The organism is Mesorhizobium sp. M0618, assembly GCF_040320765.1.
Classification (GTDB): Bacteria; Pseudomonadota; Alphaproteobacteria; order Rhizobiales; family Rhizobiaceae; genus Mesorhizobium.
Genome location: NZ_JAMYQH010000001.1, coordinates 135,466 through 160,118, shown reverse-complemented (window position 1 = coordinate 160,118; position 24,653 = coordinate 135,466). Strand labels below are relative to the sequence as shown.

Here is a 24,653-nt window from a genome sequence, read left to right as displayed (position 1 = left end):
GGATGATCCTTTTCCCCGCCATCGACCTCAAGGACGGCCAGTGCGTGCGCCTCAGGCACGGTGACATGGCGACCGCGACCATCTACAACGATGATCCTGCAGCCCAGGCGCGGGCCTTCGAGCAACAGGGCTTCGAATGGCTGCATGTCGTCGACCTCAACGGCGCCTTCCAGGGCCAGAGCGTCAACAGTGCGGCGGTCGGCGCCATCCTCAAGGCGACGAAGAACCCGGTGCAGCTCGGCGGCGGCATCCGCACGCTGGCGCAGATCGAGGATTGGCTCGAGCGCGGGCTGGCCCGCGTCATCCTCGGCACGGTGGCGGTGCGCGATCCCGACCTGGTCAAGCAGGCCTGCAAGGCGTTTCCGGGCAAGGTCGCGGTCGGCATCGACGCCAAGGGCGGCAAGGTCGCCGTCGAGGGCTGGGCCGAGGCGTCGAGCCTCGGCGTCGTCGAACTGGCCAGGAAATTCGAGGGCGCCGGCGTCGCCGCCATCATCTACACCGACATCGACCGCGACGGCGTTTTGACCGGCATCAATTGGGACGCCACCATCGACCTCGCAGAGGCCGTGTCGATCCCGGTCATCGCGTCGGGCGGCCTCGCATCGATCGCCGACATCGTGCGCATGACCATGCCCGATGCGCAAAAGCTCGAAGGCGCGATCTCCGGGCGCGCGCTCTATGACGGTCGCATTGATCCGGCCGAGGCGCTGGCGATCCTGCAGGGCCGGCCAGCGGCGGAGACGCGGACGTGAAAATCTCCATCATCCTGGCGTCCTATGACAGCGGCCATTACCATGGCGGCATGGGCCAGGGTCCGGACGCGCTGGTCTCAGGCGGGCTCGTCGACGCCCTGACGATGGCCGGCCACGATGTGATGGTCGAGGATATCGGCAAGGTTGGAGATGCCCAGGAGCGCGAAATCGCCACCGGCTTTGCCGTCTGCAACGCGGTTGCGAGCGAGGTTCGCCTTGCCCGTGACGCCGGTCGGTTTCCCATCGTCCTTGCGGGAAACTGCCTGACCAGCGCCGGCGCGGTCGCCGGTGAGGACGCCGATGCGATCATCTGGGCCGACCAGCATGGCGACCTGAACACGCCCGAGACATCCACATATGGCTTTCTCGACGGCATGGCGCTGGCGACGGTGCTTGGCCTGTGCTGGCGGCCGATGGCGTCGGCCATTCCCGGCTTCAGGCCGATCGATCCGTCGCGTTGCGTGCTCGTCAACGCGCGCGATCTCGATCCGGCGGAAAGACAGCTTCTCGAGACCTTGCCGATCGTGCGGACGGAATGCTCCGGGGTGGCCCAGGCGGCCGAAAGACTGAAGATCGCCGGCGCCAGACGCGTGCACATGCATCTCGATATGGACGTGCACGATCCCCGGGAGCTGCAGGCCAACCGCTATATCACTTCGGGCGGCCCGAGCCCGGAACAGCTGCGCGACGTCACTTGCGCCATGGCGCTGGCGGTGCCGGTCGTCGGCATCACCGTCTCCGCCTACGACCCGGCCTTCGACGCCCAGGCCGATGTTCCGCCGCTGGTTGGCCAGTTGCTGAACGATCTCATCGCCACGATAGAGGGCCGCTGATGCTGAAAGCCCGTGTCATCCCCTGTCTCGACGTCAAGAACGGCCGTGTCGTCAAGGGCGTCAACTTCGTCGATCTCGTCGACGCCGGCGATCCGGTCGAGGCGGCCAAGGCCTATGACGCGGCCGGCGCCGACGAACTCTGCTTCCTCGACATCACCGCTTCGTCGGACAATCGCGAAACCATCTTCGACGTCATCGCACGCACCGCCGAACAATGTTTCATGCCGCTGACCGTCGGGGGCGGCGTGCGCCAGGTCGCCGATATCAGGAAGCTGCTCTTGGCCGGCGCCGACAAGGTGTCGATCAACACGGCCGCGGTGAAGAACCCGGATTTCGTTGCCGAGGCCGCCGACAAGTTCGGCAACCAGTGCATCGTCGTCGCCATCGACGCCAAGAAGGTGTCGAGCACCAGTGAGACCGACCGCTGGGAGATCTTCACCCATGGCGGCCGCGAAAAGACCGGCATCGATGCGGTCGAGTTCGCCCGGAAAATGGTCGATCGCGGCGCCGGCGAGATCCTGCTGACCTCGATGGATCGGGACGGCACCAAGGCCGGCTACGACATCGCGCTGACCCGCGCGATATCAGACGCCGTGCGCGCGCCGGTGATCGCTTCCGGCGGTGTCGGCACGCTCGACCACATGGTCGAAGGCATTCGCGACGGCCATGCCGGCGCGGTTCTGGCGGCGTCGATCTTCCATTTCGGCACCTACACGATAGCGCAGGCCAAGGCACATATGGCCGCCGCGGGGCTGCCGATGCGGCTGGACTCTGTGAATAATCGGCCCTAAAGCATGATCCCGAAAAGTGGGAACCGGTTTTCGGAAAAGATCACGCTTAAACAAGCAGATAGATGACGCCATGGCTGAGTTTTCGCTTTCCGATCTGGAAAAAATCGTTGGGGAACGCGCCCATTCCGGCGACCCGGACTCGTGGACGGCAAAACTGTTCGCGCGCGGCATCGACAAGGCGGCGCAGAAGCTCGGCGAGGAGGCGGTCGAGACGGTGATTGCCGCCGTCAAGGGCGACAAACCGGCCATCGTTTCGGAAAGTGCCGATCTTATATATCATTGGCTCGTCGTTCTCGGCCTCTCCGGGGTTCCGCTGAGCGACGTGCTTAGGGAACTCGAAGGCCGCACCCGGCGTTCGGGCATCGCCGAGAAGGCGTCACGGCCCAAGGGCTGACCGCGAGGAGGGCAGGTATCTCGATGGATCAGCTCGCGCCGACCGAGAAATATTCCCCCTTTCGTTTCTTCTCCGCCGATCAATGGTCGCAATTCCGTGCCGACACGCCGCTGACGCTGAGCGCGGACGAATTCCGCCGCCTGCGCTCGCTCAACGATCCGGTCGATCTCGAAGAGGTCACGCGCATCTATCTGTCGCTGTCGCGGCTTTTGTCCGCGCATGTCGAAGCGAGCCAGCTGCTGTTTCGGCAACGCCAGGCCTTTTTCAACGCGGTCGACGTGGTCAAGACGCCGTTCATCATCGGCATCGCCGGTTCGGTCGCCGTCGGCAAATCGACCACCGCACGCGTGCTGAAGGAGTTGCTGGCGCGCTGGCCGTCGAGCCCCAAGGTCGATCTCATCACCACCGACGGCTTCCTGCTGCCCAACGAGGTCCTGCGCCGCGAGAACCTGATGGAGCGCAAGGGTTTCCCCGACAGCTACGATGTGGGCGCGCTGCTGCGGTTCCTGTCGGGCATCAAGTCGGCGCTGCCCGATGTCCGCGCGCCTGTCTATTCGCACCTGACCTATGACGTCATTCCCGGCGAGTTCGTCACCATCGACAGGCCGGACATATTGATCTTCGAAGGCATCAATGTCCTGCAGCCCGGCAAGCTGCCGCAGGACGGCAAGATCGTGCCTTTCCTGTCGGACTTCTTCGACTTCGCCATCTACATCGATGCCGACGAGAAGCTGATCCACAACTGGTACATTTCCCGCTTCATGCGGCTGCGTGAGACCGCCTTCCGCAATCCGGACTCCTTCTTTCACCGCTATTCGCAGCTGTCGGAGGGGTCGGCGCGCGCCATCGCCGAAGGCCTGTGGACCAACATCAATTTGAAGAATCTGCGCGAGAACATCCTGCCGACGCGGGCCCGCGCCGACTTGATCCTGCGCAAGGGCGCCGACCACCTGATCGAGGAAGTGGCGCTCAGGAAGCTGTGACGGCCGGCTCCGTCACCCGTCGTAATGTCAGATTGATCCGCCCACCGTTTTTCAGCAGTGCCGAGGTCGAGGGATAGATCCGATCGACGCCGTGAAAGCACAGCCGCCCCTCGCCGCCGAGCACCACGACGTCACCGCTTTGCAGCCTGAACGACTTGGTGGCGCCATCACGCGTAGTCTGGCCGACTCGGAACAGGCAGTCGTCGCCGAGCGAGACGGAGACGACCGGCGCCGAAAAATCGGCCTCGTCGCGGTCCTGATGCAGCCCCATTTTTGCATCCGGCGTGTAGAAATTGATCAGGCATGCTTCCGGCGGGTGCGGATAGCCCGAGACCTCGCGCCACAGCTCGAGCAGCGCATCCGGAATTGGCGGCCAAGGCGCCCCGGTTACCGGATGCGCCGGCTGGTAACGATAGCCGTGCTCCTTGTCGGTGACCCAGCCGAGCGGCCCGCAATTGGTCATGCGCACGCTCATCTCCTTGCCGGTGCGCGGCATGGCCGGCACGAACAGCGGCGCCTGCTGCACGATCCGTCTCACCTCATCGACCAGCGCTTCCTGCACGGTGCGTGACAGATAGGCCGGCATGTGGCGGACACCTTTGGGCAGAACGAGCACGGATTCGGTCACCTCCCGGATGGTTCGGAACCGTAAAATGTCACGATCAAAAGAAAACGGCGACCCGAAAGCCGCCGTTCTAACTCTTTGTTTGGCACAATTCCGGACGGAAAACCGTTTCACACTTTTCCTGGAATTGCTTTTCGCAAATTGGCATCGCCTTGATCAGGCGAGATCTGGGATGCGCAGCACCTGGCCCGGATAGATCTTGTCGGGATGGGTCAGCATCGGCTTGTTGGCCTCGAATATGACCGTGTTCTTGACGCCTTGGCCCTTGCCGTAGCTTTTCTCGGCGATCTTCCAGAGATTGTCGCCCTTCTTCACCGTGTAAAAGGTGGGCTCCTTGGCCGGGGCGGCGGCCGTGCCAGACGCTGGCGCGACCTGCAATTCGTCCGCCTGCACCTTGGAGACGCCGAGCGTGTTGCCGACGGCGATGACCGCCTTCTCGAAGATCGACTGGTCCTTGACCACGCCCTTCAGCACCGCCGTATCGCCCGTGACGACGACCTCGACGCCATCGGTGCCGAGCTTGTGCGAATCGAGCTCCTTCTTGAGTGTGTCGGCCGTGGGTGCGGCTTCTTCGTCGCCGCCGATGCCCAGTTTCTTGCCGACGCTCTTGACGAAATCGAACATGCCCATCCTTGGTCTCCCTTGCTAATGGCAATGGTGAACCTTGCATCTGCGGTCCAAAATGGGAAGTCGTTTTGTGCGCGTGATTGGTGTGGTGCTTAATCGTTCTCCACCCGGCCGCGCAGCTTCTTGATCGTGCCGCGCCCGGCCTTGCTCTTCAGCCGCCGTTCCACGGCACCCTTAGACGGCCGTGTTTTCTTGCGCGGCGGCGGTGGCGGTTCGGCGGCCTTGGCGACCAATGCCGTCAGCCGTGCCCGCGCATCCGCCCGGTTCTGTTCCTGGGTGCGGAAGCGGCCTGCCTCGATGACGATGACGCCGTCCTTGGTGGCACGCTGGCCGGCAAGCTTGATCGTCCGCTCGCGCACGCGCTCCGACAGACCCGTTGCGTTGGCCGCGTCGAAGCGCAGTTGCACCGCCGTCGCCACCTTGTTGACGTTCTGGCCGCCGGGACCGGACGAGCGGATGAAATCCTCGTGCAGGTCCCCCGGATGGATCACCGCATCGCCTGATATGATGATGTTGTCGTCGCTGGCCATGCCGCAGTCATGGCGCGGCGGATCGAAAAAGAAAAGGCCCGATCGAACCGGGCCTTTCAACGAAAGCTGAACCCTGTGGCGCGATTACTCCGCCGCTTCCTGCATGCGCGGCGCGGCGCCCAGCACCACGGCATCGACATGGCTTTCGAATTTCTCGAAATTGACGGCGAACATGCCGACCAGCCTTGCCGCCTGCCGGTCATAGCCGGCCTTGTCGGCCCAGGTCGCCCGGGGGTCCAGAATCATCGGGTCGAGAATGGCGCTGTCGACGCCCGGGACAGCCACCGGCACCGCGAAACCGAAATGAGGGTCGGTGCGGAACTCGGCCGTCTTCAGCGAGCCGTCAAGTGCGGCGGCAAGCAAGGCGCGCGTCGCCTTGATCGGCATGCGCTTGCCGGTGCCGTAGGCGCCGCCGGTCCAGCCGGTATTGACCAGCCAGCAATCGGCGCCGTGGCCTGCAATCAGCTCGCGCAGCAGATTGCCGTATTCAGAGGGATGGCGCGGCATGAACGGCGCACCGAAACAGGTCGAAAACGTCGCTTCGGGCTCGGTTACCCCCTTTTCGGTTCCGGCCACCTTGGCGGTGTAGCCGGAGAGGAAGTGATACATCGCCTGCGCCGGGGTCAGCCGCGCGATCGGCGGCATCACGCCGAAGGCGTCGGCGGTCAGCATGATGATGTTGTTGGGATGGTTGGCGCGGCCGGTCTTGCTGGCATTGGGGATGAAGTCCAGCGGGTACGCGCAGCGTGTGTTTTCGGTCAGCCTTCCGTCGTTGAAATCCGGCACGCCATCGGCGTCGAGCACGACATTTTCCAGCACCGTGCCGAAGCGCTGCGTGGTGGCGAAGATTTCCGGCTCGGCTTCCGCCGACAGCTTGATCGTCTTGGCGTAGCAGCCGCCTTCGAAATTGAAGATGCCGTGCGGCCCCCAGCCATGCTCGTCGTCGCCGATCAACGTGCGCGAGGGATCGGCCGAGAGCGTCGTCTTGCCGGTGCCCGACAGGCCGAAGAAGATGGCGGCGTCGCCGGCCGCACCCTCATTGGCCGAGCAATGCATCGGCATCACGCCTTTCGCCGGCAGGAGATAGTTGAGCATGGTGAACACCGACTTCTTCATCTCGCCGGCATAGGAGGTGCCGCCGATCAGCACGATCTTGCGCGAAAGATCGACGGCGATCACCGTTTCGGTGCGGCTGCCGTGACGGAGGGGATCGGCGCGGAAGGACGGCAGGTCGATGATCGTCATGTCAGGCACGAACTGTTTGAGTTCGGCGGCACCGGGACGAATGAGCAGATTGCGGATGAACAGCGAGTGCCAGGCAAATTCGGTGATCACCCTGGTCGGCAGCCTCGACTCCGCATCGGCGCCGCCGACCAGATCCTGGACGTATAGATCCTTGTCCGCGGCATGCGCCTGGAAATCGGCGAGCAGCGTGTCGAACTGGGCCGGCGAGATCGCCTTGTTGTTGTCCCACCAGACATGTGGTTCGGTGTCACTGTTGCGGACGACGAACTTGTCCTTGGGCGAGCGGCCGGTGTGCTGTCCGGTTTCGGCGACCAGCGCGCCATGTGCGGTCAAGCGGGCCTCGCCGCGCCGGATCGATTCCTCATAAAGGGTAGCCGCACCGAAATTATAGTGCACCACGCCGGTGGTTTTCAGGCCGATATGATCGATCGCGCAGGCGGAATTGCGTTTGCCGACTTCCGACATCGAGTGTCCCTCTTGGATTTGCCGCATCTTTGCCGGCACGTTTCCAGCACGCCCACTACGCGGGCTGAGATGGTCAGAACCAGAAAAGGCAAATGATATCAAATCATTAATCGATTTAAATATTTTGAAAGTTGTTTAAATCGTTTATATGTGCAAAAAGTTTCGCGGTTGCCCAAAGGATTGGCGATGTACGTTCGTCCAACCCATGTCGAGGTAGGATTTTGGCCGCCGGCATGCCGCGCGTGACAGCGGACAAGGCCTATGCCACATTTTGTACCTAATTTGTCCTGCAAAAGCCCCTTCTCTACGACAGAAGGGACAGCTCATGAGGGAGCCGCTTGAAATGGCAACAATCGCGCTTGTCGATGACGACCGCAACATTCTGACATCGGTGTCGATCGCCTTGGAATCCGAGGGGTATCGCGTCGAGACCTACACGGATGGTGCGTCGGCGCTGGAAGGCCTGGCGGCACGCCCGCCGAACCTTGCCATCCTCGACATCAAGATGCCGCGCATGGACGGCATGGAACTGCTGCGCCGGATGCGCCAGAAGTCCGACCTGCCGGTGATCTTCCTGACCTCCAAGGACGATGAGATCGACGAGTTGTTCGGTCTCAAGATGGGCGCCGACGACTTCATCCGCAAACCCTTCTCGCAGCGCCTGCTGGTCGAGCGCGTGCGCGCCGTGCTGCGCCGCGCCAGTGCCCGCGAGGCTGCCGCCAAGACGCCAAGCCAGCAGGCCCGCTCGCTCGAGCGCGGCCAGCTCGTCATGGACCAGGAGCGCCACACTTGCACCTGGAAAGGCGAGCCGGTGACGCTCACCGTCACCGAGTTCCTGATCCTGCATTCGCTGGCGCAGCGTCCAGGCGTCGTAAAAAGCCGTGATGCGCTGATGGATTCGGCCTATGATGAACAGGTCTATGTCGACGACCGCACCATCGACAGCCACATCAAGCGGCTGCGCAAGAAGTTCAAGGCCGTCGACGACGACTTCGAGATGATCGAAACCCTTTACGGAGTCGGATACCGGTTCCGCGAAGCGTAAGTAGCAGGGCCTGCTATTCGATGGCAGTGGAAGCACAGCGAACAAGACCGGCGGGCGCCTCCAGGCGGCCGTCGCGGATCATGCCGTCCTTCGTCTCGAAGATCACGGTGCCGATGCGCCGCTTCCTTGGTCATCATATCTTTTCCAGCCTGACGCGGCGTATCCTGTTCCTCAACCTTGCCGGCCTCGCCGTCCTGGTGACCGGCATCCTCTATCTCAACACCTTCCGCGACGGACTGATCGACGCCCGCGTCGAAAGCCTGATGACCCAGGGCGAGATCATCGCCGGCGCCATTGCCGCGTCGGCGACCGTCGAGACGGATTCGATCAGCATCGACCCGGAAAAGCTGCTTGAGCTGCAGGCCGGCGAAAGCCTGGGACCCGGCTCCGACCAGCTCGACAATCTCGACTTCCCGATCAACCCGGAGCGGGTCGCGCCGGTGCTGAGAAGGCTGATCTCGCCGACCAGGACCCGCGCACGCATCTATGACCGCGACGCCAATCTGCTGCTCGATTCGCGCCACCTCTATTCGCGCGGCCAGATCCTGCGCTACGATCTGCCGCCGGTTGAAGAGGAAGAGCCCGATCTTGTCGAGCGCATCCAGAAATTCGTCTTCGACTTCTTCCGCAACACCGAGCTGCCGGTCTATCACGAGCAGCCGGGCGGCAATGGCGCCGCTTTCCCGGAAGTGGTCAAGGCTCTCACCGGCAGTCCGTCGACCATCGTGCGCGTCAGCGAGCAAGGCGAGCAGATCGTTTCGGTGGCGGTGCCGATCCAGCGCTTTCGTGCCGTCCTGGGCGTGCTGATGCTGTCGACCGAAGGCGGCGACATCGACAAGATCGTCGCCGCCGAGCGCAAGGCGATCCTGCGCGTCTTCGGTATCGCGGCCCTTGTCACCGCCATCCTGTCGATGCTGCTTGCCTCCACCATCGCCAATCCGCTGCGCCGGCTGTCGGCGGCGGCGGTGCGGGTGCGGCGCGGCGTCAAGAGCCGTGAAGAGATCCCCGACTTTTCCGACCGTCAGGACGAGATCGGCAATCTGTCGATCGCCATACGCGACATGACCAACGCGCTCTACGCCCGTATCGAGGCGATCGAAAGCTTTGCGGCCGACGTGTCGCATGAATTGAAGAACCCGCTGACGTCGCTGCGCAGCGCGGTGGAAACCTTGCCGCTGGCCAAGAACGACGATTCGCGCGGCCGGCTGATGGATATCATCCAGCACGATGTCAGGCGGCTGGACCGGCTCATCACCGATATTTCCGACGCATCGCGCCTGGACGCGGAGCTCGCGCGTGAAGATGCCGGGACGGTCGACCTGAAGAAATTCATCACCGATCTCGTCGCCGTTTCGCGCGAAGCGACGCGTAACAAGAAGGCGGTCGAGATCGAGTTCAAGGCCGCCAAACTGCCGCAAGGCGTCAAAGGCTACGTCGTCGTCGGGCATGATCTGCGCATCGGCCAGGTCATCACCAATTTGATCGAGAACGCCCGTTCCTTCGTTCCCGAGGACCATGGCCACATCAGCCTCTCGCTGGCGCGTGCCGGCAAGTTCAACATCGTCACCGTCGACGACAATGGCCCCGGCATCCGGGCCGACAACATCGACCGCATCTTCGAACGCTTCTACACGGATCGGCCGGCCGGCGAGGCATTCGGCCAGAATTCGGGCCTTGGCCTGTCGATATCCAGGCAAATCGTCGAGGCCCATGGCGGCACGCTGACCGCCGAGAACATCCCCGGCACCAAACCCGGCGAGATCAAGGGCGCACGCTTTGTGGTGACATTGCCGGCCGAAGGCTGAGAGCATGAATTCCACCACGCCTGGTCCAGCCGTGCAGCCTGAAAACATTCACGCGACAATGGTTTTGATCGGCGAGCGCGGCATTCTCGTCACCGGAGCATCCGGCTCGGGCAAGACGACGCTGGCACTGGCGCTCATCGACCATTGTCGCCATCGCGGCCTGTTCTCGCGGCTCGTCGGCGACGATCAGCTCTTCGTCGAGGCGCATGCCGGGCGGCTGCTGTGCCGCGCTCCCGCCGCCATAGAAGGCCTCGCCGAGGTGCCGGGGCTCGGCCCCCGACCTCTGCCATTCGAGCCGGCAGGCCTCGTCGACCTCCATGTCCGCCTGGTGCCGGCCGGCGAAGCGGTGCGCTTCCAGGAGGATACCGCAAGCAGCATTGCGGGCTGTCTGGTGCCGCGGGTCGACGTGGTCGAACGCAATGTCCCAGCGGTCTTGCCGGTCGTGATGGCGCGGCTGTCGATCGCGCCTTTTCTATGATCCGTTCCGGGTTTTTTGCTGCAATGCGTCAAAATGGCATGTGCCTGCGCAATTTTGGGCTTGTCAACGGGCCGTGCGTCGACAAGATAGCGCTCCCGCCGCCTGGATTGGCTGGCGAGCATAAAATGCGCCTGTGAAGCGGCGATGACGGGAGCCACCAAAGAATGATCGGACTCGTGCTTGTAACGCACGGTCAACTGGCCACCGAGTTCCGACATGCCGTCGAACATGTCGTCGGGCCACAAGACAATTTCGAAACCGTGGCGATCGGTGCCGACGACGATATGGAGCAGCGTCGCCGCGACATCGTCGACGCTGTTGCCCGTGTCGATACCGGGGCGGGCGTCATCGTGCTGACCGACATGTTCGGCGGCACGCCCTCCAACCTTGCCATCTCGGTGATGGAATCCGGCCGCACCGAGGTGATCGCCGGCATGAACCTGCCGATGCTGATCAAGCTCTCCTCGATCCGCAAGGGCGACAATATGGCCGCCGCGCTCGATGAGGCTCAGGCCGCCGGCCGCAAATACATCAACGTCGCCAGCCAGCTCCTGAGCAGCAAATGACCGCGCTGTCCCCGGAAAAAGACCAAATTGTCCGGGATTTTCCCATCATCAACCAACGTGGCCTTCATGCGCGCGCTTCGGCGAAGTTCGTCCAGCTGGCCAGCGGCTTCGATGCCTCGGTGCATGTCGAGAAGGATGGCGTCAAGGTCGGCGGCACCTCGATCATGGGCCTGATGATGCTGGCGGCAAGCCCCGGCTATTCGATCCGCGTCACCGCCAGCGGGCCGGAGGCCCGGCAGGTCATCGACGCCCTGGAGCAGCTGGTGGCGTCCCGCTTTGGCGAGGAATGCTGAGTGCAGATGCGCGTCTGAGAGACATGCAGGGATAAAGATTTCTTTATATCCCATTGTCGACCCTGCTCCGATCTGCTAGTCAGGCCGGCAATTCGCGCCCTTCGACGCGCCGACCGGCGCGGGCGTGTCCGCAACAAATTCGCAAGCACAACATTCGCATCGGAGTACTGCCATGACGGGTAGCAAGGACTATGTGGTCGCCGACATCTCGCTTGCCGGCTGGGGCCGCAAGGAACTCGAGATCGCCGAAACCGAAATGCCGGGCCTGATGGCCTGCCGTGAGGAATTCGGTCCCAAGCAGCCGCTCAAGGGCGCGCGCATCACCGGTTCGCTGCACATGACGATCCAGACGGCGGTGCTGATCGAGACGCTGAAGGAATTGGGCGCCGATATCCGCTGGGCCTCCTGCAACATCTTCTCGACCCAGGACCATGCGGCCGCGGCCATCGCCGAAGCCGGCATCCCGGTGTTCGCCGTCAAGGGCGAGTCGCTCGAGGAGTATTGGGACTACACCGACAAGATCTTCCAGTGGGCCGATGGCGGCCTCTCCAACATGATCCTCGATGATGGCGGCGATGCCACCATGTACATCCTGATCGGCGCCCGCGCCGAGGCAGGCGAGGATGTGCTGTCCAACCCGCAGAGCGAGGAAGAGGAATACTTCTACGCCCAGGTCAAGAAGCGCCTGAAGGCTTCGCCCGGCTTCTTCACCAAGCAGAAGGCGGCGATCCGCGGCGTCACCGAAGAGACGACCACCGGCGTCAACCGCCTATACCAGCTGCAGAAGAAGGGCCTGCTGCCCTTCCCCGCCATCAACGTCAACGACTCGGTCACCAAGTCGAAGTTCGACAACAAATATGGCTGCAAGGAATCGCTGGTCGACGGCATCCGCCGCGGCACCGACACGATGATGGCCGGCAAGGTCGCTGTCGTGTGCGGCTATGGCGACGTCGGCAAGGGCTCGTCGGCCTCGCTCAAGGGCGCCGGCGCCCGCGTCAAGGTCACCGAGGTCGATCCGATTTGCGCCCTGCAGGCGGCGATGGACGGTTTTGAAGTCGTCACGCTGGAAGATGCGGCCCCCACCGCCGACATCGTCATCACCACCACCGGCAACAAGGATGTCGTCACCCTCGACCATATGCGCTCGATGAAGGACATGGTCATCGTCGGCAACATCGGCCACTTCGACAATGAGATCCAGGTCGCCGCGCTGCGCAATTTGAAATGGACAAACGTCAAGCCGCAGGTCGACATGATCACCTTCGCGGACGGCAAGCGGATGATCCTTTTGTCGGAAGGGCGGCTGCTCAATCTCGGCAACGCCACCGGCCACCCGAGCTTCGTCATGTCGGCATCCTTCACCAACCAGGTGCTGGCCCAGATCGAGCTCTACACCAAGCCCGGCCAGTACGAGAACCAGGTCTATGTCCTGCCCAAGCATCTCGACGAAAAGGTCGCGCGCCTGCATCTCGACAAGCTCGGCGCCCGCTTGACCGAACTGTCCGGTGAACAAGCCGCCTATATCGGCGTCACGCCGCAGGGTCCGTTCAAGCCGGAACACTACCGCTATTAACCAAAGCTAAAATTACTACCAGATATTGAGGCCGGGCGATTGACTTTTCGCCCGGCCATATTTTTGCGCGCCATCAGCCTTCACGGCGATTCGGCGAGGGGTTATTGTCAGGTGATTCGGCGATGCTTCCAGCCCGAGAGGGTCAAGAGAGGCACGCATCAGGGCGGTCTTGCATTCAGGCGGCGGAGAGGACCAAGACATGCCGGGGCAACACCCGCACAGAGCGGGACGGGCCGTTTCCGGCGGCCATGACGATTCGGGGATTGCTGGCTCCGCCCTGGAAGGCGGGAGCCTGTCCTGGCGCGCCCGCGCGTCGACATTTCTTGCCACCTCCGCGCTCACGGTCCCCTTGGCTGGCGCCGTCGCGCATGCCGAAACCGCTGCTGCCAGCGTCGCCGGACTGTCGCTGAGCGCCATCGAGGTCATGCAGCTTGCCGTGTTCGTCGGCGTGACTGGTGCCGCACTGATATCGGCCATCGTTCTCATCCGCGAAAGAGCCCGCACCTCGGCGGAGAATGTCGAACTCAGGAGCCGCTTGGCCGACATCAACGCGGCGCTCCGCCGTTCGGAGGCGCTGCTCAATCTGCGCGACCAGCGCGTCGTCGTCTGGGCCGCGGAAAACAAGAAGCCCGAGCTCATCGGCACATTGCCCGTCGAAAGCGGCGCTCCCGAGGATAGGGCCGCTTTTCTTGCTTTCGGCCGCTGGCTGATGCCGCGTTCGGCGGCGGCACTCGAACATGCCGTCGCGGGATTGCGCGAAAGGGCCAAACCCTTCGACCTCGTCATCGAATCGCAGGCCGGCGCGCCGCTCGAAGTGCATGGCCGCAAGAGTGCCGCGCATGTGCTCGTGCGTTTCGTCTCGCTCTCGGAGACGCAGCGCAGCCAGGCCAGGCTGAAGATCGAGAACCAGCGGCTGGCCGCCGACCACGACACGATGATCGGCCTGCTCGACGCGATGAACATGCCGGCATGGCTCCGCGGCGAGGATGGCGGGCTGAAGTGGGTCAACCGCGCCTATGCCGATGCCGTCGAAGCCGAAAATGCCGAAGCCGCGGTTCGGGAGAAAAAGGAGTTCCTCGGCGGTCAGGCGCGCGATGCTATTGCCGCCCAGCACAAGACGCATCCGGTTTTCGAGCAGTCGCTGTCCACCGTGATCGAAGGTGACCGCCGTGTGTTCGCGGTCACCGATTTCGCCGGCAGCGATGGCTCGGCCGGCCTTGCCTGCGACACCAGTGCCATTGAGGCCGTTCGCGGCGAATACGAACGGACGGTGCGAAGCCACGCCGACACGCTCGACCAGCTCAACACGGCGGTCGCCATTTTCGACATCGACGAGAAGCTGCGGTTCTTCAATCAGGCCTTCCAGAAGCTTTGGGGGCTGGACGCCGGCTTCCTGCACAGCGCACCCGACAATGCCTTGCTGCTCGACCGGCTGCGCAGCGAAGGCAAGATCGCCGAACAGCCTGAATGGCGCCGCTGGAAGGAAGGCCTGCTCGGCGCCTATCGCGCCGTCGAATCCCAGGAACATTGGTGGCATCTGCCGGATGGCAAGACCATTCGCGTCGTCGCCAATCCGCAGCCCAAGGGCGGCGTGACCTGGGTGTTCGAGAACCTGACCGAGAAGATGGACCTCGAAAGCCGCTACCAGACAGCGGTGCGGGTTCAGGGCGAGACGCTCGACAATCTTGCCGAAGGCGTGGCGGTGTTCGGACCCGACGGCAGGCTCCGGCTGTCGAATCCTGCCTTTGCCACTCTCTGGGGATTGAGCGGTGAAGCGGCCAAGCCCAGCGTCCATGTGTCGGCGATACGTGACCTCTGCGACCGGCAGGCCGCGGACAGCCCCTGGCCCAGCTTCGTTGCCGCCATCACCGGCTTTGACGACGAGCGCCGCGACCGCCACGGACAGACCGAGCTCAACAACGGCAATGTGCTGAGTTACGCCATGATCCCGCTGCCCAACGGGCAGGTGATGATGACCTTCGTCGACGTTACCGACAGCGTCCATGTCGAGCGGGCGCTGAAGGACAAGAACGAGGCGCTGCAAAAGTCCGACCAGCTCAAGAACGAATTCGTCCAGCACGTCTCCTATGAACTGCGCTCGCCGCTGACCAACATCATCGGCTTCACCGAACTCCTGTCGCAGCCCACGACCGGTCCGCTGACGCAGAAGCAGCGCGAATATGTCGAGCATGTCAGCTCGTCCTCCTCGGTCCTGCTCACCATCGTCAACGACATCCTCGACCTGGCGACGGTGGACGCCGGCATCATGCAGCTCGACATCTCCGAAGTGCAGGTCGATCGCACCATCGCCGCTGCGGCCGAGCTGGTGGCCGACCGGCTGGAAGAGCATTCGATCAGTCTCCAGGTCGACGCCGTCGCGGCGCCGAAGACATTTCACGGCGATGAGGTCCGCGTCCGCCAGATCCTCTACAATCTGCTCAGCAACGCAGCCAATTACGCCCCGGAAGCCAGCATCATCCGGCTCACTTGCCGCCATCTGGCGGACGGGGTGGAATTCTCGGTTCATGACGACGGCCCCGGCATGCCGCCGGATGTGCTTGATTCGGTGTTCCGCCGTTTCGAGCCGCGCGCCAATGGCGGCCGCCGGCGCGGCGCCGGCCTCGGCTTGTCGATCGTCAAGAGCTTCGTCGAGCTGCATGGCGGCAGCGTTCGCATCGAAACCGGCAAGGACAAGGGCACGACCGTCATCTGCACCTTTCCAGACATGCCGGGCATCCGCGCCGCGGCCGAGTAGCGCGTTCGATGACCGGACTGGTGCTGGAGCGATTACTCGCCGACGAGACCCACACAGCGCGGCTGGGCGAAGATTTGGCGCTGTCGCTGCGCTCGGGCGACGTGCTCGCCCTCAAGGGCGATCTGGGCGCCGGCAAGTCGACGCTGGCGCGGGCCTTGATCAGGACCCTGGCCGACGATGCCGGCCTCGACGTTCCGAGTCCGACCTTCACATTGGTGCAGAGCTACGACACCCGCATTCCGGTCCATCATTTCGATCTCTACCGCCTGTCCTCGGCGGACGAGCTCGATGAACTTGGTTTCGACGAAGCCCTGGCGCAGGGTGCTGCTTTGGTCGAATGGCCGGAACGGGCGGAAGCCCATCTGCCGAAAACCACGATCCTGATCGAGCTCGTCCAGCATGGCGACGGCCGGCTGGCGCGATTGTCGGGGCAGGGAACTGCCTTCGATCGGGCGGCACGGTCGCTGGCCATGCGCGACTTTCTCGTGAACGCAGGCTGGGGGGAAGCGCAACGCCGCCATTTCATTGGCGATGCCTCGGCCCGCTCCTATGAGATCGTTTCGCTGCCGGACCAGAAGCCGCGAGTGCTGATGAATTCGCCACGGCTGGTGCTCGGCCCCCCGGTGCGCGATGGCAGGCCCTATGCCGAGATCGCTCATACCGCCCAGTCGGTCTCCGCCTTCGTCGCCATCGACCGCGCCTTGAGGGCCGGCGGCGTCAGTGTCCCGGAAATCCATGCCGAAGACCAGGAACAGGGATTCCTGCTGCTCGAACATCTTGGTTCCGAAGGGTTCCTCGGCAGCGATGGCCAGCCGGTCGCCGAGCGCTGCGCGGCGGCGGCCGAGCTGCTGGCCATGATGCATGGCAGAAATTGGCCGCGGCGCCTGGAAACGGGACACGGCGGCTTCCACGACGTGCCACCCTTCGACCGCGATGCGATGATGATCGAAGCCGACCTGCTGGTCGACTGGTACGTGCCTGCAATCTCCGGCGCCCCGGCAAGCGATGCCTTGCGCGCCGGTTACCACAAGGAATGGAACGCGCTCCTCGACCGGCTGCAAGGCCGCGAGGTCACGCTGATGCTGCGCGATTTCCATTCACCCAACATCATCTGGCGCGGTGATCGTTCCGGCCATGACCGGCTGGGCATCGTCGATTTCCAGGATGCGCTGATCGGCCCGTCCGCCTATGACGTCGCTTCGCTTGCCATGGACGCTCGTGTTACGATGTCGCCCGAGCTCGAGAGAGCGGCGCTCGATGCCTATGTCGCGGCGCGCCACGCAGCCGGTGCTTTCGACGAAGCAAGCTTCCTGGAATCCTACGCCATCATGGCGGCGCAGCGAAATTCCAAGATCCTCGGCATCTTCGTCCGTCTCGAAAAACGCGACGGCAAGCCCTACTATCTGAAGCACCTGCCGCGCATCCGCGATTATCTGCGCCGGGCCTTGTCTCATCCGGCGCTGGCAAGCCTGCGCGAGTTCTACGACGCCCACGGTTTGCTGGAGGAGCGAGCGCTGTGACAGCAGGACCGGACACCGCCATCGTACTTGCCGCCGGCCTTGGCAAACGCATGCGGCCGATCACCGACACCATTCCCAAGCCGCTGGTCAGGATTGCCGGCAAGACGTTGCTCGACTGGAGCCTGGACAGCCTGGCCGCCGCCGGCGTCGGCAAGGCGGTCGTCAACGTTCACTACTTTCCCGAACAGATCGTCGCCCATGTCACTGCCCGCCGCGCGCCAAACATCGTCATTTCCGACGAGAGCGAACAACTGCTCGATTCCGCCGGCGGCATCGTCAAGGCGTTGCGGGAACTGGGCGATCAGCCCTTCTACATCCTCAACGCCGACACCTTCTGGATCGATGACGGTCCGCTCAATCTCCAGCGCCTCGCCCTTGCATGGGACGCGGCGAAAATGGATATTCTGCTGATGCTGGCGGATCTCCAACAGGCGACCGGACACTGCGGCAGCACCGATTTCCTGGTGGCGCCGGATGGCGGCTTACGGCGTTCGAAAGGCGACCCGGTGGGGCTGATCTATGCCGGGGCGGCGATCGTCCATCCGCGCCTGTTCGAGGGTGCACCGGCCGGGCCGCACTCGCTCAACGCCTATTTCGATTCCGCCATCGCGGCCGGCCGCCTGTTCGGCATGCCGATGCATGGCCACTGGATCACCGTCGGCACGCCCGATGCCGTACCGCTCGCGGAAGCGGCGGTCGCCGGTGCGCTCATCGAGTCGCAATGAGCGGCTCCAGCCGCGTTTTCTCGATCCCGCCCGGAGCGCCGTTTCTGCCGACGCTTGCCGAGGCGCTGCTTGCCGGCCGTCTTGTCCCGGGGTTTCGATTTGACGGCGACCCGCTCGCTTTGGCCGATGTCACCATCTATGTGCCGACACGCCGTGCTGCGCGCGCTCTGCGGGGTGTCTTCGTCGACAGCCTGGCGGCACGCGGCGGCGGCGGCTCGGCGATCCTGCCGGTCATCCGGCCACTGGGCGAGTTCGACGAGGATGAGGCCGCATTCGAGACGGAGGCATCGGCGGCCATCGATCTCGCGCCGCCGATTTCGGCAACCGAACGCCTGTTGCTGCTGACGCCGCTGGTTCGGGCCTGGAAACGCCGGCTGCCGGCGCATGTCGCCGCCCTTTTCGCCGAGGAGATCGTCATCCCGGCTTCCACCGCCGACGCAATCTGGCTGGCGCGCGATCTCGCCCGGCTGATGGACGAGATCGAGACGGAAGGCACCGACTGGGCCAAGCTCACAGATCTGGTGACCGGCAATCTTGCCGGATGGTGGCAGGTGACGCTCGAATTCCTCGGCATCGTCACCGAAGCCTGGCCGAAATTCCTCGCGGAAAGCGACCGCTCCAATCCGGCCGCGCATCGCAGTGCGCTGATCCGCGCCGAGGCGGCGCGGCTGCTGCGCAATCCGCCCGCCGGCCCCGTTATCGCCGCGGGCTCGACCGGCTCGATACCCGCCACGGCCGAACTGCTTGCCGCCATCGCCGGCCTGCCCGGCGGCGCCATCGTGCTGCCCGGCCTCGACCGTACGCTGGACGAAGCGTCGTTCCAGGCAATCGCCGCGCTAGGCGCGCGTCCAGCCGTGCTCGGCCACCCGCAATATGGCCTGGCCAGATTGATCGCCAAGGTCGGCGGGCTGCGCGGTGACGTCGACGAGCTCGGCGTGGCCGAGCCGCGTCTGGCGCTCCGCGCCGCTCTTGTCGGCGAAGCGCTGCGGCCGGCCGAGACCACCGAACTCTGGGCCGAGACACGTGCGGGCTTCCCGGCCTCCGATATGGCCGGCGCCTTCGCCGGGGTGACCTTGCTCGAAGCTGCAAGCGAACGTGATGAAGCCGTCGCCATCGCCGTCGCGCTCAAGCGCGCGGTCGAACAGCCCGGCCAAAGGGCGGCTCTCGTCACCGGCGACCGCGCGCTTGCGCGGCGCGTCTCGATCGAGCTCCAGCGCTTCGGCGTCGTTGCCGACGATTCCGGTGGCACGCCGCTGGCCAACACCCCCGCGGCCAGCCTGCTCAGGCTGGCGCTCGAGGCGCTGTTCAGGCCAGGCGATCCGGTCGGCCTGCTGTCGCTGCTCAAGCATCCGCTGCTTGGCCTCGGCCTCGAACGGGCCGATGTGCGCCACGCGGCGGAACTGGTCGAGCTGGTGGCGCTGCGCGGCGGCACCGGCCGCCCCGACATCGTTTCGGTGCCGGAACTGTTTGAGGCCCGCCTCACCGGCCTGGGCGGCGGCGGCCGGCAGCCCTTCTGGTTTTCCCGGCTGACCGTGCGCTCCATCGAAACCGCCCGGAATTTGCTTGAACGTCTCAAGCAGGCGCTGGCGCCGCTCGCAGCCTTCCGCGGCCGGGACGATGCCGACCTTGCCGCGCTTGTCAGGGCCAGTGTCGCCACCCTCGAAAATCTCGGCCGCACCGCCGACGGAGGCCTTGGTGAACTCTATGCCGGTGACGCCGGCGAGAAGCTTGCCGAACTGCTGCGCGGGCTGGTCGCGGCTTCGGCTTCGCTATCCTTCGCGGCGACCGAGTGGCCCGATATCATGGCGGCGCTGATCGCGCCTGAAACGGTCAAGCCGGCACACGGCACCGACCGGAACATCGCCATCTGGGGCGCGCTGGAAGCGCGCTTGCAGACCGTCGACACGCTGGTCATCGGCGGGCTCAACGAGGGCGTATGGCCGCGCAAGCCCGAGAGCGACCGCTTCATGTCGCGGCTGATGAAGACCGGCATCGACCTCGAACCGCCCGAGCGGCGCATCGGCCTTGCCGCGCATGATTTCCAGATGGCCATGGGCGCCAGGAAGGTTGTGCTGTCCCGCTCGGCGCGTGCCGGCGACGCACCCGCCGTGCCGTCGCGCTGGCTTCAGCGGCTGCTGACCTTCATCGGCAAAGATCAGGCAGTGGAGCTGCGCCGGCGTGGCGACGAACTGCTCGCCTGGGCGCGCGCGCTGGATACAGGCCCAAGGCAGGATTTCGCGCCACGGCCGCAGCCGAAGCCGCCCTTGTCGGTGCGCCCGACGCATTTCTCGGTCACCGAGATCGAGACCCTGCGCCGTGACCCCTACGCCGTCTATGCAAGACGCATCCTCGGCCTGATGCCGCTCGATCCGGTCATTCGCGATCCTGGTGCGGCCGAGCGCGGCACGCTGTTTCACGCCATCCTGCACCTGTTCTCAGGCAGCGTCGCCGATCCGCGCGCCCCCGATGCGCTTGCCGGCCTTATCGCCGCCGGCCGCGTCTGTTTCGTCGAAGCCGACCTTCCGGCGGATGTCGAGGCCGTGTGGTGGCCACGTTTCGAGAAACTCGCCGCAAACATCATCGAGTGGGAGCGCACGCGCGCCGATGCAGTGACAAGGCGCCATGCCGAGGAGCGCGCCGGAAAGACCGTCGTCGGCCAATCCGGCGTGACTCTGTCCGGCTACGCCGACCGCGTTGACCTTTTGGCCGGCGGCATGGCCGACATACTGGATTACAAGACGGGGTCCTCGCCGTCCAAGGCGCAGGCGCACACACTGCTTGCGCCGCAACTGGCGTTGGAGGGCGCGCTGCTCAGGCGCGGCGCCTTCAAGGATTTGGGCGCGCGCGAGCCCTCTCAACTGGCCTTCATCAGGCTGAAGCCGAATGGCGAGGTGTTCGAGGAATCCATCCTCGAACACAATCGCCAGCCGCGGACCGCGACCGACCTTGCCGAAGACGCCTGGGCGCGGCTGGAAAAGCTGTTGATCCACTATGCCGATCCTGCGACGGGTTATCTGTCGCGCGCGCTGCCGTTCCGCGAAGGCGAGACCGATGGCGACTACGACCATCTTGCCCGCGTGCTCGAATGGTCGGCAGGCGGCGATGCCGGTGACGAGGGAGGGGAGGCATGAAAAAGGCCTATCCGATCCCCAGCGACACCGCGACCAGCCAGGCCCGCGCCGCCGATCCCGGCAATTCCGCCTGGGTGTCGGCGAATGCCGGATCCGGCAAGACCCATGTGCTGGCCCAGCGCGTCATCCGGCTGCTGCTGCGCGGCACCGATCCGTCGAAGATCCTGTGCCTGACCTATACGCGTGCCGCCGCCGCCAACATGTCGAACCGGGTGTTCTCGACGCTGTCGGAGTGGACGACGCTTGGTGACGCGGACCTTGCGGCAAAGGTCGAGGCGCTGGAGGGCCGCCGGCCCGATCTCGAGACCATGCGCCGGGCGCGGCGCCTGTTCGCCGAGGCGCTGGAAACACCCGGTGGGCTGAAGATCCAGACCATCCATGCCTTCTGCGAATCGGTGCTGCACCAGTTCCCGCTGGAAGCCAATATCCCGGCCCATTTCGAGATGCTCGACGGCCAGATGGAGGCCTCGCTGTTTGCCGCGGCTCGCCGCGAGATGATTTCGGGCACATCCGCCGGTGACAAGAATCTGGCTGAGGCTTTTGCCGCCATTCTCGATCGGGGCGGCGAAGCCGGGCTAGACGCCTTGCTGGGTGAGATCGTGCGCAAGCGCGACGGCTTGCGCAATTTCATCGACGCCGTCGGGCGTGACGGCACGCGCTTCCAGGCCCTGTTCGACGAATTCCATTTCCATCCAGGCCAGACGGCCGAGGGCATAGCCGCTTCGGTATGGCCGTTGCCGGGTTTCCTGCCCGACTATTTTGCCGGCTTCGCCCACGCAGCCGAGGCCACCGACGCCAGATCGGTGCTGAACAACATCCTGCCCTATGCGCGGCAGGCTTTCGCCGAGGGCGATCCCATTCGGCGCCTGCAACTGCTCGCGCGAGCCTTCCTCAAGACCGATGGCGACGCCTACGACCCGGCAAAGGCCTTCAAGAAGGCCCTGGTCGACCGGCTGCCGGATCTGGCGGAGCGCTATCTCTCGGCCGCCAACGCCATCGTCGAAACCACCGACCGGCTGGCCCTGTTCCGGATGCTGGAGGGTACAAGAGCGGCGCTGACCATCGCCGACTGGCTGATCGCCCGCTACGAAATGCTGAAGCGCAGCCGCGGCTTTCTCGATTTCAACGACCTGATCACCCGCACCGTCAACCTGCTGGCGCGACCAGACGCCGGCCCCTGGGTGCAGTACAAGCTCGACCAGGGCATCGACCATATCCTGCTCGATGAAGCGCAGGACACCAGTCCGGACCAATGGGAAGTGGTGAAACGGCTGGCGGAAGAATTCTTTGCCGGCTTGGGCGCGCGCGACAGGGTCCATCGCACGGTCTTCGCCGTCGGCGACGAGAAGCAGTCGATCTATTCGTTCCAGGGGGCTGCCCCGGACTCCTTCGCCGACAGCCGGCTGTTGTTCGCCGGACGAGTGCGTGACGCCGAGGCGTCCTTTGCCGACCTCAAGCTGACCTGGTCGTTCCGCTCGACCGACGATGTTCTGACCGCGGTCGACCGCGTCTTTGCCGACGCGAGCGTGCGGCGCGGCATCAGCCATGATCCCGATCCGCTGCGCCACCAGGCGATCCGCACCGACGCACCGGGCTATGTCGAGGTGTGGCCGTCAGTCGGCGCCGATGTCGTCGATGAGCCCGACGACTGGACGCAAGCCATCGACCATGCGCACGCGCCGGCGGTGCGCGTGGCCGAGAACGTCGCCGCCACCATAGCCGGCTGGATCGGCACCGGTGAGATCATCGAGGGTCGCGGCAAGCGGCTGCGGCCGGGCGATGTGCTTGTGCTGGTGCGCAAACGCGATCGCTTCGTCCATGCGCTGACCCGCGCACTCAAACGCCGCGACATTCCGGTCGCCGGCGCCGACCGGCTGAGCCTGCCCGGGCACATCGCGGTCAAGGACCTGATTGCGCTCGGTCACCTCCTCATCCAGCCGCAGGACGACCTGTCGCTCGCCGCGGTGCTGCGCAGCCCGATCTTCGATCTGCCGGAAGAGACGCTTTTCACGCTCGCCGCGCAGAGGCCGGCTGGCCTGTCGTTGATCGCATCGCTGCGCCAGCACGCCGGCGAAAGCGAGAGAATGGCGAAGATCGTCGCTCAGGTCGACATCTGGACGAACGAGGCCGCCTTCAAACCGGTGTTCGAGTTTTACGCTTGCCTGCTGGCGCGCGATGGCGTGCGCCGCAAGATGATCGCGCGGCTTGGGCCCGAAGCCGGCGACATTCTCGACGAGTTCCTGAGCTTCTGCCTTGCCGAGGAGCGGACCGGCCTGCCGGGGCTGGAAGCCTTCCTGTCGACGCTGGAAAACGCCGGTCCCGAGATCAAGCGGGAGATGGACCAGACCCGCGACGAGGTCCGGGTCATGACCGTGCACGCTGCCAAGGGGCTGGAAGCGCCGGTCGTGTTCCTGGTCGATGGCGGTTCCGCCCCGTTCAGCGACCAGCATTTGCCGCGCCTGATGCCCTTCGACGGCTCCGGCGCGAACTGGGACGGCAAGGGCTATCTCTGGCGCTCGGCCAGCGACGTCGCCAACGGCTTTTCCAAAGCAGCGGCAGCGCGGGCACGGGAACTCGCCGACGACGAATACCGCCGGCTGCTCTATGTCGGCATGACCCGTGCCGAGGACCGGCTGATCGTCTGCGGCTATCACGGCAAGCGGGCGCCGAACGCCGGCACCTGGCACTCGATCGTCAGCCGCGCGCTGATCGGCGCGCCGGAAAGCGAACAGCGTGCGCATCCCGCCGGCGGCGAGCCGGTGCATCGTTTCCATGTCACCAAGCTGCCGCCGGTCGCACAGGCTTCCAGCGAGCAGGCGCGGCGGACGGATGCTTTCGGACCTTTGCCGGCGACTTTGTTCCGGCCCTTGCCGCCCTTCGAGGATCTGCCGCGTCCGCTGTCGCCATCCGGTGCCTCGGCGCTGATAGACGAAGGCAAGGAAGCTGTGGTCGACAAGACGTCTCCGGTGCTGGACGCCGATGCCGAGCCGGGCTTTGCCGTGCTGCGCGGGCTTGCCCTGCACAAACTGCTGCAGATGTTGCCCGGCATTGCCGAGCCCGAACGCCAGGGCGCGGCGGAACGCTATCTCGCACGAACCGGTGCAGAATGGCCTTCGTCAGAGCGTGAAAAGGCCCTGGCTTCGGTCACATCAATCCTTGCCGACGTCAGCTTCGGTCAGCTGTTTGCACCGACGTCGCGCGCCGAGGTCGCGATCATGGGCAGCCTGGAGGTCAAGGGCAAGAAGCGCTCGATTTCCGGCAAGATCGACCGGTTGGCGGTGACATCGGACAGTGTGTCGATCGTCGACTACAAGACCAATCGGCCGGCGCCCGGCTCTCTGGCCGAGGTTACGCCGGCCTATGTCCTGCAGCTCGCGCTCTATCGCGCCTTGCTGCAACCGCTCTATCCCGGCCGCACGGTCAAGGCGGCCTTGCTGTTCACCGAGGCGCCACGGCTGATCGAACTGCCGGCCAGCGCCATGGACGACGCTCTTGCTCGACTCACGCGAGCGTGACA

General features: G+C 64.7%; 20 protein-coding genes. 16 read left to right on the top strand and 4 right to left on the bottom strand.

The window, feature by feature from the left end:
* Positions 1 to 2 precede the first annotated feature (2 nt).
* The 5 genes from hisA (at position 3) to coaA (ending at position 3,753) form a co-directional block, all read left to right on the top strand.
* Positions 3 to 752, top strand: a complete 750-nt coding sequence (gene hisA, locus NKJ04_RS00755) for a 1-(5-phosphoribosyl)-5-[(5-phosphoribosylamino)methylideneamino]imidazole-4-carboxamide isomerase (protein WP_352672845.1) — start codon at positions 3 to 5, stop codon at positions 750 to 752.
* The gene (locus tag NKJ04_RS00750; protein ID WP_352672842.1) at positions 749 to 1,585 is read left to right on the top strand and encodes an arginase family protein; all 837 of its coding nucleotides are present in this window, start codon (positions 749 to 751) and stop codon (positions 1,583 to 1,585) included. Before hisA ends, NKJ04_RS00750 begins: the two co-directional genes overlap by 4 nt.
* Entirely contained in the window at positions 1,582 to 2,376 is a 795-nt protein-coding gene (gene hisF, locus NKJ04_RS00745; RefSeq protein ID WP_023810638.1) for an imidazole glycerol phosphate synthase subunit HisF, read from the top strand. Before NKJ04_RS00750 ends, hisF begins: the two co-directional genes overlap by 4 nt.
* Positions 2,377 to 2,446: 70 nt before the next feature.
* Positions 2,447 to 2,770 (top strand): phosphoribosyl-ATP diphosphatase, encoded by a 324-nt coding sequence (locus tag NKJ04_RS00740; RefSeq protein ID WP_128302728.1) that lies wholly within the window; start codon positions 2,447 to 2,449, stop codon positions 2,768 to 2,770.
* 23 nt (positions 2,771 to 2,793) lie between these two features.
* Complete coding sequence (coaA, locus tag NKJ04_RS00735; protein WP_027039969.1) at positions 2,794 to 3,753, top strand: type I pantothenate kinase; 960 nt, start codon at positions 2,794 to 2,796, stop codon at positions 3,751 to 3,753.
* Here the strand turns inward: coaA and NKJ04_RS00730 are convergent.
* The 4 genes from NKJ04_RS00730 to NKJ04_RS00715 form a co-directional block, all read right to left on the bottom strand.
* Complete coding sequence (locus tag NKJ04_RS00730; RefSeq protein ID WP_352672839.1) at positions 3,740 to 4,369, bottom strand: alpha-ketoglutarate-dependent dioxygenase AlkB family protein; 630 nt, start codon at positions 4,367 to 4,369, stop codon at positions 3,740 to 3,742. The genes coaA and NKJ04_RS00730 overlap by 14 nt on opposite strands.
* A 165-nt stretch (positions 4,370 to 4,534) precedes the next feature.
* On the bottom strand, positions 4,535 to 5,008 hold the full coding sequence (lysM, locus tag NKJ04_RS00725) for a peptidoglycan-binding protein LysM (protein ID WP_127289548.1): 474 nt from the start codon (positions 5,006 to 5,008) through the stop codon (positions 4,535 to 4,537).
* Between the two features lie 89 nt (positions 5,009 to 5,097).
* Positions 5,098 to 5,535, bottom strand: coding sequence for an alternative ribosome rescue aminoacyl-tRNA hydrolase ArfB (arfB, locus tag NKJ04_RS00720; RefSeq protein ID WP_023810634.1), 438 nt, complete (start codon positions 5,533 to 5,535; stop codon positions 5,098 to 5,100).
* 84 nt (positions 5,536 to 5,619) lie between these two features.
* Positions 5,620 to 7,245, bottom strand: a complete 1,626-nt coding sequence (locus tag NKJ04_RS00715; protein WP_352672836.1) for a phosphoenolpyruvate carboxykinase — start codon at positions 7,243 to 7,245, stop codon at positions 5,620 to 5,622.
* A gap of 343 nt (positions 7,246 to 7,588) precedes the next feature.
* Between NKJ04_RS00715 and NKJ04_RS00710 the strand changes: the two genes are divergently transcribed.
* From NKJ04_RS00710 to addA, 11 genes are all read left to right on the top strand, one after another.
* The gene (locus NKJ04_RS00710; RefSeq protein ID WP_013528337.1) at positions 7,589 to 8,290 is read left to right on the top strand and encodes a response regulator transcription factor; all 702 of its coding nucleotides are present in this window, start codon (positions 7,589 to 7,591) and stop codon (positions 8,288 to 8,290) included.
* Positions 8,291 to 8,310: 20 nt separating this feature from the next.
* Positions 8,311 to 10,095 carry a sensor histidine kinase gene (locus tag NKJ04_RS00705; RefSeq protein WP_013528336.1) on the top strand — a complete coding sequence of 595 codons (1,785 nt, stop codon included), beginning with the start codon at positions 8,311 to 8,313 and terminating at the stop codon, positions 10,093 to 10,095.
* 4 nt (positions 10,096 to 10,099) lie between these two features.
* A complete protein-coding gene (locus NKJ04_RS00700) occupies positions 10,100 to 10,573 on the top strand; it encodes an HPr kinase/phosphorylase (protein ID WP_352631998.1) in 474 nt (157 codons plus the stop codon).
* 164 nt (positions 10,574 to 10,737) lie between these two features.
* Positions 10,738 to 11,139 (top strand): PTS sugar transporter subunit IIA, encoded by a 402-nt coding sequence (locus NKJ04_RS00695; RefSeq protein WP_010912939.1) that lies wholly within the window; start codon positions 10,738 to 10,740, stop codon positions 11,137 to 11,139.
* Positions 11,136 to 11,432 (top strand): HPr family phosphocarrier protein, encoded by a 297-nt coding sequence (locus tag NKJ04_RS00690; protein ID WP_027039963.1) that lies wholly within the window; start codon positions 11,136 to 11,138, stop codon positions 11,430 to 11,432. The genes NKJ04_RS00695 and NKJ04_RS00690 overlap by 4 nt, the downstream gene beginning before the upstream one ends.
* 172 nt (positions 11,433 to 11,604) lie before the next feature.
* Positions 11,605 to 13,005: an adenosylhomocysteinase gene (gene ahcY / locus NKJ04_RS00685; RefSeq protein WP_023810629.1), complete on the top strand. Its 1,401-nt coding sequence runs from the start codon at positions 11,605 to 11,607 to the stop codon at positions 13,003 to 13,005.
* A 199-nt stretch (positions 13,006 to 13,204) separates the two neighbouring features.
* The gene (locus NKJ04_RS00680; RefSeq protein ID WP_352672830.1) at positions 13,205 to 15,760 is read left to right on the top strand and encodes a sensor histidine kinase; all 2,556 of its coding nucleotides are present in this window, start codon (positions 13,205 to 13,207) and stop codon (positions 15,758 to 15,760) included.
* A gap of 8 nt (positions 15,761 to 15,768) precedes the next feature.
* Positions 15,769 to 17,280 (top strand): tRNA (adenosine(37)-N6)-threonylcarbamoyltransferase complex ATPase subunit type 1 TsaE, encoded by a 1,512-nt coding sequence (gene tsaE, locus NKJ04_RS00675; protein WP_352631992.1) that lies wholly within the window; start codon positions 15,769 to 15,771, stop codon positions 17,278 to 17,280.
* Positions 17,277 to 18,005: a nucleotidyltransferase family protein gene (locus NKJ04_RS00670; RefSeq protein WP_352672827.1), complete on the top strand. Its 729-nt coding sequence runs from the start codon at positions 17,277 to 17,279 to the stop codon at positions 18,003 to 18,005. The genes tsaE and NKJ04_RS00670 overlap by 4 nt, the downstream gene beginning before the upstream one ends.
* Positions 18,002 to 21,136, top strand: a complete 3,135-nt coding sequence (addB, locus tag NKJ04_RS00665; protein WP_352672825.1) for a double-strand break repair protein AddB — start codon at positions 18,002 to 18,004, stop codon at positions 21,134 to 21,136. Before NKJ04_RS00670 ends, addB begins: the two co-directional genes overlap by 4 nt.
* Complete coding sequence (gene addA, locus NKJ04_RS00660) at positions 21,133 to 24,651, top strand: double-strand break repair helicase AddA (RefSeq protein WP_352672823.1); 3,519 nt, start codon at positions 21,133 to 21,135, stop codon at positions 24,649 to 24,651. The genes addB and addA overlap by 4 nt, the downstream gene beginning before the upstream one ends.
* Positions 24,652 to 24,653 lie beyond the last annotated feature (2 nt).

Excerpts from the sequence above, each read along its gene's own strand:
- lysM (WP_127289548.1), bottom strand. The coding sequence starts at position 5,008 with ATGGGCATGTTCGATTTCGTCAAGAGCGTCGGCAAGAAACTGGGCATC.
- addB (WP_352672825.1), top strand. The coding sequence starts at position 18,002 with ATGAGCGGCTCCAGCCGCGTTTTCTCGATCCCGCCCGGAGCGCCGTTT.
- coaA (WP_027039969.1), top strand. The coding sequence starts at position 2,794 with ATGGATCAGCTCGCGCCGACCGAGAAATATTCCCCCTTTCGTTTCTTC.
- hisA (WP_352672845.1), top strand. The coding sequence starts at position 3 with ATGATCCTTTTCCCCGCCATCGACCTCAAGGACGGCCAGTGCGTGCGC.
- NKJ04_RS00695 (WP_010912939.1), top strand. The coding sequence starts at position 10,738 with ATGATCGGACTCGTGCTTGTAACGCACGGTCAACTGGCCACCGAGTTC.
- NKJ04_RS00705 (WP_013528336.1), top strand. The coding sequence starts at position 8,311 with ATGGCAGTGGAAGCACAGCGAACAAGACCGGCGGGCGCCTCCAGGCGG.
- tsaE (WP_352631992.1), top strand. The coding sequence starts at position 15,769 with ATGACCGGACTGGTGCTGGAGCGATTACTCGCCGACGAGACCCACACA.
- NKJ04_RS00690 (WP_027039963.1), top strand. The coding sequence starts at position 11,136 with ATGACCGCGCTGTCCCCGGAAAAAGACCAAATTGTCCGGGATTTTCCC.
- arfB (WP_023810634.1), bottom strand. The coding sequence starts at position 5,535 with ATGGCCAGCGACGACAACATCATCATATCAGGCGATGCGGTGATCCAT.
- NKJ04_RS00680 (WP_352672830.1), top strand. The coding sequence starts at position 13,205 with ATGCCGGGGCAACACCCGCACAGAGCGGGACGGGCCGTTTCCGGCGGC.
- NKJ04_RS00740 (WP_128302728.1), top strand. The coding sequence starts at position 2,447 with ATGGCTGAGTTTTCGCTTTCCGATCTGGAAAAAATCGTTGGGGAACGC.
- NKJ04_RS00710 (WP_013528337.1), top strand. The coding sequence starts at position 7,589 with ATGGCAACAATCGCGCTTGTCGATGACGACCGCAACATTCTGACATCG.
- NKJ04_RS00700 (WP_352631998.1), top strand. The coding sequence starts at position 10,100 with ATGAATTCCACCACGCCTGGTCCAGCCGTGCAGCCTGAAAACATTCAC.
- ahcY (WP_023810629.1), top strand. The coding sequence starts at position 11,605 with ATGACGGGTAGCAAGGACTATGTGGTCGCCGACATCTCGCTTGCCGGC.
- addA (WP_352672823.1), top strand. The coding sequence starts at position 21,133 with ATGAAAAAGGCCTATCCGATCCCCAGCGACACCGCGACCAGCCAGGCC.
- NKJ04_RS00715 (WP_352672836.1), bottom strand. The coding sequence starts at position 7,245 with ATGTCGGAAGTCGGCAAACGCAATTCCGCCTGCGCGATCGATCATATC.